This window comes from Occallatibacter sp. FHG110214_02 (assembly GCF_059115385.1).
The window spans coordinates 467,864-476,112 of sequence record NZ_JBZYWK010000002.1 but is presented as its reverse complement, the minus strand read 5'-3'; the positions used below and the strand labels follow the sequence as shown (position 1 = coordinate 476,112).

Here is an 8,249-nt window from a genome sequence, read left to right as displayed (position 1 = left end):
GTGAATGTACGGTTGTGCTCATTGCTATGTTGAGGTTGTCCTTGTTTAGAAGGTGTAGTGTGCGCTTAAGCGTACGGTTGTGGGCGCGCCGAGGTGGATGAAGGTATCGCCGAGGCTCGCACCTGTGTCTTTCCAATAGCGCTTGTCGGCGATGTTGTCTGCATAGAGACGAAGGGTAACACGGCCTTGTTCTCCGCCGGGAGTGTAGCGCGCACCGAGGTTGAAGATGTTGTAGCCGGGTACGCTGACGGTGTCGTCACGGGTGGCTTCTTTGCGGCCTGTGTAGCTCCAGCCGGGGAGCAGATGCAGTCCTCTTGCGTGCGGAATAAGCACGTCCGCGAAAACCGAGGTGCGAACGTGGGGCACGTTGAGGACCTGCTTGTTGTCATAGGAGGGCGTGCCGGTGTTTTGCGCATTGGCGCGGATGGCGGCCGCAGATGCGGTGAGTTGCAGCCAGCGACTGGCGCGGCCTTGTGCGTTGACCTCTATGCCGTCATGGGTTTCGTGGCCCTGTGCGATGAAGGTTTGGTCGTCGGGGCCATCGCCTTGCGGATAGAAGAACGGGGCGCGCATGTGGAAGAGCGCACCGGTGATGAGGATGCGTTGGGTGGGCTCGTACTTTGCGCCGATCTCTGCCTGGCGAGTGAAGTAGGGGCTGAGGAACTGGTTGCCGTTGGTGGCCCACCATGGCGCTTGCGGCCCGAGCGAGAGCATGACGTTGTAGTTCGCGTAGAGAAGCAGTGGCTTGATGGGCGCAATGCTGGCCGCGAAGCTGGGGAGCCAGATGGTTTTGTCGGTGTTGTCGGGAGCAACTGTCGGGTCTGTCGCGTTGGCGGAGTAGTTGTGGTCGCGCAGGGAGACGAAGCGTCCTCCAGCTAGCAGGTCGATATGCGCGGGGAGATGGATGCGGTCCTGCAGGATGAGCGAGGGCTGATGGTCGTTTTCGTACAGGCGGCGCGGACCGGCTTGCTGACGCGGTTCTTCGCTGTCATAGGCCACGTTGGGCTGATAGATGTTTTCCGGGCCAAGGTAGGTGTAGACGGAGCCGTCCTGGATGATGCCGTTCGGGTCGGAAGGTTCATTCACGGTGTAGTAGCCGGGCATGCGGACGCTGCGCGTGAAGAGGCTGCCGCCTACTGCAACTTCATGCGTAACTGCGCCGGTGCGGAGGTGGCCCAGCAGCATCGCTTCTATCTGTGAGTTGATGCGGAGCTCGCCGGGGTTGCGGTAGTCGTAGACATCATAGGTGCCGTCGGGAGCGAAGAAGTAGTAGGGATCGTTATCGCTGTTGCCGTAGGCGTAGATGACGTTGTCGTCGATGAGCGAGTGGCTTAAGGACGCGGCTACGAAGGCGTGCCATCCGCGTGGCAGGTCGTAGTCGAAGCGGGCTCCGGTGTTGTAGGTGTCGAAGGTATTGGGCTTGGCCCACGGTTGCAGACCGAGCATCGTTGCGGGCGAGATACGATCGATATCGGGGACGGTTGTGCCGCCGAGAAGCTGGTAGCCGGAGACGGAGCGTTCGGACTTGTGCTGGAACTCGAAGTCGGTTTTGAGAATGGCGGCGGGGGAGATATGCCAGTCTGCCGCGCCAGCACCGACGGCACGCCAGCCGTTGGCTCCGTTGACGTAGCTGGCGATGCGCTCACCGGCGAGGTTGAGACGCGCTCCGACTTGTTTGGCGCTGCCGAAGAGGTGGCCGAGATCGGCGGCTCCGTAGGCGCTACCACGGTGGTCGGTGGCCCAGTCCATGGCGTAGATGGGGGTGGGCCGTTTGGTGACGAAGTTGATGAGGCCGCCGGCGGAGGAGACGCCGCCTTCCACGCTGGCGATGCCTTTGAGAAACTCGACGCGCTCCTTGTTTTCGAGCGGCACGTCCTGCTCGCCGGCGATGGTGAGGCCGTTGAGCTGGAAGCCGGTGGCGAAATCGAGAGGAAAGCCGCGGATCTCGTAGTCGCCGTAGTAGCCGACGGGGGCGTAATCCTCGCCGATGGACGCGTCATTTTTGATGACGTCGGCGAGGGTGCGGGCACCCTGGTCGGTGAGGATTTCGCGGGTGACTACGGTGGCGGAGATGGGCGTTTCGCTCAGGGGCGCGCCGTTGAGGGTGCCCACGCTGACGGTGTCAGGGCGATAGGCATCTTTCGAGTCGGCATGGACTTCAATGGTGGTCTGGACAGGCTTGATGGGCTGCTGGCTGGCGTCGGGAGTCTGCGCGTGCGACGTGGCGAAGCAAAATGCCAGAACGGCAAAGGGGAGAATTCGGAATGTCTTGGTGTGAGCTACGGGGCTCATGGACACCTCTCGTTTCGTTTTGCTGGAAACAAGAGTGTCGAAGCGGAGGGCCGTAAAAGATGGCCGGTAGCTTGCCGAAACTTCCCACGCCGGTATTATCCGGATCGGGTTCTAGGGTATATCTCAGCCCTGCTATTGCAGAGCACCCCTGTTTCTCTCACACAATTGAAACATTTTTACGGGTAGAGGGCAAATAGGGGATTGCACGGAGCGAGACGGCCTGAAAAGAGAAATTGCTGTCTTGGTTATGCAGGAAGGTCTCGTGGGAGTTTGTCGGGGTTCACGATGAGGAAAATGTTGGTAATCTTTCGGTGCTCGTCCAGCTCCAGATTTACGACGGCTGCAAGCTGGTGACCGGAATAAAGCAATGCGCCGGGTTGGCCGTTGACCATGACGAACTCGGCATGCACGTCGCGCAGTGCGCCCTTCTTCTCGATGCCGGCAAAGAAGCGCGCAATGGGGTCGGCTCCGAAGATGGGGTTGCGCGCGGCAGTAGCTTTGCCTCCGCCATCGGAGTAGAGCACGGCATCCTGGCGCAGCAGCGCGGTTAGCTGTGCGGGGTTTCCAGAGGTGCAGGCGAGGAGAAATTGCTGCAGGACTTGGGTATGCTGCCTGTGGTCCACGGAAAAGCGCGGGCGGTTTTCATGCACGTGTTTGCGGGCGCGTGTTACGAGCTGGCGGCAGTTTTCTTCCGTGGTTTCGAGGGTTTGCGCGAGTTCGGCATAGGATGCGTCAAAGACCTCGCGCAGGAGAAAGGCGATTCGTTCGGCGGGTGAAAGCAGTTCCAGCACGCGCAGGAAAGCCATGGAGAGCGACTCGGCCATTTCGATATTCTGCGTGCCGCGGGGCTCGACGATCGGCTCGGGAAGCCATGGGCCGGGGTAGACTTCGCGCTTGCGGCGTGCTGATTTCAGCGCATCGAGCGAGAGCCGCGAAACCATGGTCGTCAGGTAGGCTTTCGGCGACCGAATCTCCTCCGCCGGGGCGTCGAGCCAGCGGAGGCAGGCGTCCTGCACCACGTCTTCCGCATCGGAGCGCACGCCCAGCATGCGATAAGCAAACAGGATGAGACTCGGCCGAAGCTCTTCGAACTGTGCGATGCGGTCCATAATTATGCCGCCATTGCCTTGGACTGTTGAATTGTATTGGCAGCCCGGAGTGCGCTGGCAACGGCTGCATCGACCAGCATACCCTCCGCGCCAACCCAGTCTCCGGCGATGACTACGCCGTCCATGCCGGGGATGGTGACGTCGGCGCGTCCGGCAACGGTGAGAATGCCCTCCGTGGCGGCGAGATGGGGAAGAAAACGGGCATGAACGAGGGATTGCCGCCACCCGGGCATTACCAGGTCAGCAAATGCTTCAAGCTCGCTGAGCAGTACGCGAGGATTGTGCGCTCCTTCGTCGAGATATTTCGCTACGTGGACGGTCGCTCCGCCTTCTGGCGCAAGCTTGGCTACGGCGGAATGAACGGAAAAGTAGAGTGGTCGGTCCAGGTCGAAGGCAGCGGTGGGCGCATCTTCCGGCACGCGGCTCAGGCAGAGGTCGAGCGAGGCGGCATGCGCGGCTCGACGGGCGGGCAGGTGAATGCCGGTTAGAGATTCGACTGCCTCAGGGCCCACGGCGAGCACGATGCCGTCAGCATGAAGATTGTCCAGGCTCGATACGGGCTCTCCGCAGCGAATCTCTACGCCGAGGCAGTGCGCGCGGAGCGCCAGCCCATTCACGATGGTTTGCCATCCCTGATCCAGATAAAGCACACCATGTTGCAGCGCGGAAGATACCTGTTTCAGGGCGGCGCGGGCGCTCAGGTGCTGCAGGTCGATGGAGTAAGTTGCGATACGGATGAGTGTTTTTGCGTAATCCCGCACAGCGGGTGACTGAATGTTCCGGTCGAGCCAGTCAGCCATGCTTTCTGCCGGGTCAGCATCGGCAGCGATGAAGCTGCTGAAAAGGCGTGCGACTTCCATCTTTTCCCACAGATTGAAGAGGCGGCTGGTGACCAGGGTACTCAGACCCTTGACTGCGGGGTACAGCTTGCCTTCGCGCACCAGCATGGGGCGCAGATTGGGGGATGCTTCGCCGGGGTTTCCGCCGGAGAAAGGAATTTTCCACTCCCGGAAGGTTTGCGCGGCGACGCCGCCTTGATAGAGAGCGTGCGGGCCAAGGTTCAGGAAGTGGTTGTCTTCCTGCCTGGTGCGCCCTCTGCCGCCCAGCTCATGGGATTTTTCCAGGACGGTTACCTTGGCTCCGGTGTCCGCAAGAGCGTTGGCTGCGGTAAGCCCGGCGATGCCGCCGCCAATAACGATGAAGTTTGCCATAATCTCCCTCCGCAGTGGAGACGAGATAGGCTTTTCGTTTGTGACAGCAGGAGTGGAGCGGGGGATTCCCCGCTCCTTTTTCTTGTTTAGACGGGTTCGTCGTATGCGCCGATTTCGGCAACGTGGGGAGCGTCCTTGCCGCTGCTCTCAAGCAGAAGACGGAGCTTTTGCGAGGAGGTATGCGGAATGCGCAGGATGGTTGTTGGCGCGGGACTTTCGCCGCTCGCCAGTGTTGTCCATTGCCATCCATCCCAGGATTGGAAGCGATAGCTGTGGATGCGGCTCTGCGGGTAGTTGTCCCATCGGCCCACGGGTTCTACCAGCGAGACAACGTTAAAGCTTTCCTGCTTTCCGAAATCCACTTCCAGCCAACCCGAGGTCTGTCCGTCATCCAGGCACCAGGTGGTGCGAAAGTTGCCATCATTCGCTTCATCCGGCCCTACAGTATCCGGGGAAGAGCTGGCATGGATGGGCTTGCCGATTGTCAGGTTCGGAGTGGTGAGGACAACGTGCTCGCTGAGCTTTGCCATGGGGCCGGAGTGCTGCCAGGCCTTGCCAATCTCCGCAAGCTGCTGCACCACGTTGGGAGCAAGGAGGCCTTCGCGGTTCGGCGGCGTATTCAGAATCAGGTTGCAGTGACGGCGATTCAGCGGCTCCAGCCACTCATGCACAATGGTCGGGACAGGCTTGAGATGCCCGTTTGCGTCGGCCTGTTTCCAGAACCAGCCATCGGTAATGGTTACGCAGGACAGGGCCGGTACATCACTGTTTTCAGGCACCTTCTGCCCGGCGTTCTGCTCGAATGCCTTGATATCGGAGTAGTAGAGTCCGCCGGGCGGGTACTGGCTGGCGTTGAGGTCGCAGAGCAGGCAATCTGGCTGCAAACTTTTGATGTGCTCGTAGATTTCCCGGTACGGCACCTCTGCATAGGTGATGCGGCTCCACGGCGCGTCCCAGCCATCGGTGATGAGGAGGTCGATCTTTCCGTAGTTGGTGAGCAGCTCGGTGAGCTGGTCCTTGATGAGCTGGATTTTGGCCGGTGTGACGTTGAAATGGCGGATATCGTCGCGCAGGGAGAGGATGGAGTAATAGAGCGCGACATGCAAGCCGGCCTTGCGGAAGGAATCGACATAGGCGCGCACGACGTCCGTAGCATGCGAGGTTTGCGCCACGCTGGACGCTTTTGTTTTTGTCGGCCAGATGCAGAAGCCATCGTGGTGGCGAGTCGTCAGGCAGCCCCAGGTCATGTTGGCCGATTTTGCCGCGGCGGCCCACTGGTCGGTATCGAGCGCTGTGGGATGAAACAGCTCGGCGGGCGATGTGGGGTCTCCCCATTCGCGGTCCTGAAATGTTGCCATGTTGAAGTGCAGGAACATGCCGAAGCGTAAATCGACAAACCGCTGCTGCAGGTCGAGGAGCGGAAGACTGCCATGCGGAACCGGGCGATGCGTTTTGCCTTGTGCCTCGGTTGCGATGCTGCCGCCGAGCATCATGGTGGCCGTTGCGGATTGTGCCGCCAGCCGAAAGAACTCTCTTCTTGTAGCCATCTTGATGGTTTAACCCCGGGGTGAAAAGCGCTCGATTCCCAGCCGGGATGATTCCGGGCGGAACGGCGCTCCTCGCTTATTTTTAACACCCCAGGCGGATTTTCTTTTACTGATTGAACGGCTGTTGCATCTGTAAAGCGGACTTGCTTGAGAAAAAGCTACTTGCCGGAGCCCTCGGTGAGCGTGGTGATCTGGTCGAGCTGCGGCGCGGGGAATTGCTCCACTTTGCCGCTGGGCCAGTGGATTTCTACGCTGTCGATTTGCGTGGATGTGCCGAGGCCGAAGTGGACTCGTGGGTCGTTGGTGGAGAGGTAGCTGCCGCCGCTGATTACGTTGCCGCGCTGCTTGAGGCTGCCTGCGGTGAGGTAAACCGTGGCTCCGGTGGCATCGCGGGGGCTGGATTTGCCGCCGATTAGCTTGAATTCAACCCAGTGGTTGGTGTTGGTACTCACGTTTTTGAGCAGTACGGGGTGGCTGTCGATGACATTGATAACAGCGTCGATTTTGCCGTTGTTGAAGAGGTCTCCGGCGGCAAGGCCGCGCCCCGGGATGACAAGCGCGAGGGCGGAGCCTTCAACGGCGGGGGCGACTTCAAACTTTTTGCCGCTGACGTTGTGGAAGAGCATGGGGCGCTCGGCCCAACTGGTTCCCCATTGGTATTTGTCGGCCTGCGGGTAGACGTGGCCGTTGGAGAAGATGAGGTCCTTCCAGCCGTCGTTATCGTAGTCGATGAAGGCGTCGCCCCAGCCGAGGAAGGGCACGGAGATTTCGGCGATGCCGAGCTGGTAGGCGATGTCGGTGAAGTTGGCATCGCCTTCGTTGTGGTAGAGCGGCTTGTAGTCGTCGGAGAATGCGGTGTCGAAGACATCGAGCATGCCATTGTTTTCGTAGTCGCCGACGGCAATGCCCATGGAGGCCACTTCGCGGCCCTGGTTGTTGAGGGCAAAGCCGCTGGCGTAGCTTACGTCTTCAAAGGTGCCGTCGCCTTTATTCAGATAGAGATAATTTGGTGTCGAATCATTTCCCACCAAAATATCGGGCTTGCCGTCATTGTTGATATCCACGAAGACTGCGCCGAGGCCGTAGTAGCCGGGCTTATCGGCGACTCCGGCTTTCTCGCTTACGTCGGTGAAGGTGCCGTCGCCGTTGTTGTGGAAGAGGTGGTCACCTTCGCCCTTGAGGCCGCGTGGGCCGCAGGCAACCTGCTCGCCGCGGAAGGTGCAGAAGGCGTTGACGGAGCCGTTGCCGCCGGCGGTGGGCATGTGGTTTTTGTCGTAGTGGAGGTAACCGGCGACGAAGAGGTCGAGGCGTCCGTCGCCATCGTAGTCGCCCCAGGTTGCGCCGCTGTGCCAGGCTTGCGGGTCGGGGAGAGAGACGCCTGCTTTTTCGGCAACATCGGTGAAGGTTCCGTTGTGGTTGTTGTGGTAGAGGCGGTTGGCTCCCCAGTTGGAGATAAAGAGATCGGGGTAGCCGTCGTTATCGTAGTCCGCAACAGCCACGCCGAAGCCCCAGCGGTCGTTGGTGATGCCAGCTTTTTCGGCAACGTTGGTAAAGGTTCCGTCGTGATTGTTGTGGAAGAGGGCTGCGTGGGGAGGGGTCTCTTTGCCGTCGATGCTTTTGAAGGTGCCGCCGTTGACGAGGTAGATGTCCATCCATCCGTCATTGTCGTAGTCGAGGAGCGCGACGCCGGAGCCTTTGGTTTCTACGATGTAATCCTTGGCGGGGGTGCCCATTTTGTGGGTCCACGCGGTGAGGCCAGATTGGGCGGAGTCGTCGGCGAAGATTACGGGGCCGGATTTTACGAATCCGCCAGCGGTGATGGGGCGGTGTTGTGCGTCGAGCTGGAGCGGGTGTGGCGAGCCTGTTTCCTGTCCGGATTTGGCGGCGGATTGTGCGCCTTCAGAGTTCTTGATGTTTTGCTGCTCAGGTGGGAGCTGGGCGGATGCCAATGCAGAGAGAGACACGAAGGCATACAGAAAAAGTGCTTTGCGGGCTGGCCGGAACATGGCAGCGAGTATAAATGCGGCGCGTTTGAGGCGTGTATCAACCTTTCGATGGAGGACTGGCCGTCCAGGCAACTGCGTGCTTTG

At 60.2% G+C, this 8,249-nt stretch carries 5 protein-coding genes and 1 riboswitch; all 5 genes read right to left on the bottom strand.

All coding sequences use genetic code 11. From position 1 onward, the window contains the following. Positions 1–45: 45 nt before the first annotated feature. Positions 46–2,292 (bottom strand): TonB-dependent siderophore receptor, encoded by a 2,247-nt coding sequence (locus AC5S3R_RS03900; protein ID WP_494265396.1) that lies wholly within the window; start codon positions 2,290–2,292, stop codon positions 46–48. A 64-nt stretch (positions 2,293–2,356) separates the two neighbouring features. Next, positions 2,357–2,452, bottom strand: a riboswitch (TPP riboswitch). 85 nt (positions 2,453–2,537) lie between these two features. After that, complete coding sequence (sigJ, locus tag AC5S3R_RS03895; RefSeq protein WP_494265394.1) at positions 2,538–3,401, bottom strand: RNA polymerase sigma factor SigJ; 864 nt, start codon at positions 3,399–3,401, stop codon at positions 2,538–2,540. Positions 3,402–3,403: 2 nt separating this feature from the next. Continuing rightward, entirely contained in the window at positions 3,404–4,612 is a 1,209-nt protein-coding gene (locus AC5S3R_RS03890) for a phytoene desaturase family protein (RefSeq protein WP_494265392.1), read from the bottom strand. 86 nt (positions 4,613–4,698) lie between these two features. Then, complete coding sequence (locus tag AC5S3R_RS03885) at positions 4,699–6,159, bottom strand: alpha-L-fucosidase (RefSeq protein WP_494265391.1); 1,461 nt, start codon at positions 6,157–6,159, stop codon at positions 4,699–4,701. Positions 6,160–6,317: 158 nt separating this feature from the next. Beyond that, positions 6,318–8,165, bottom strand: coding sequence for a CRTAC1 family protein (locus AC5S3R_RS03880; protein WP_494265389.1), 1,848 nt, complete (start codon positions 8,163–8,165; stop codon positions 6,318–6,320). Positions 8,166–8,249 lie beyond the last annotated feature (84 nt).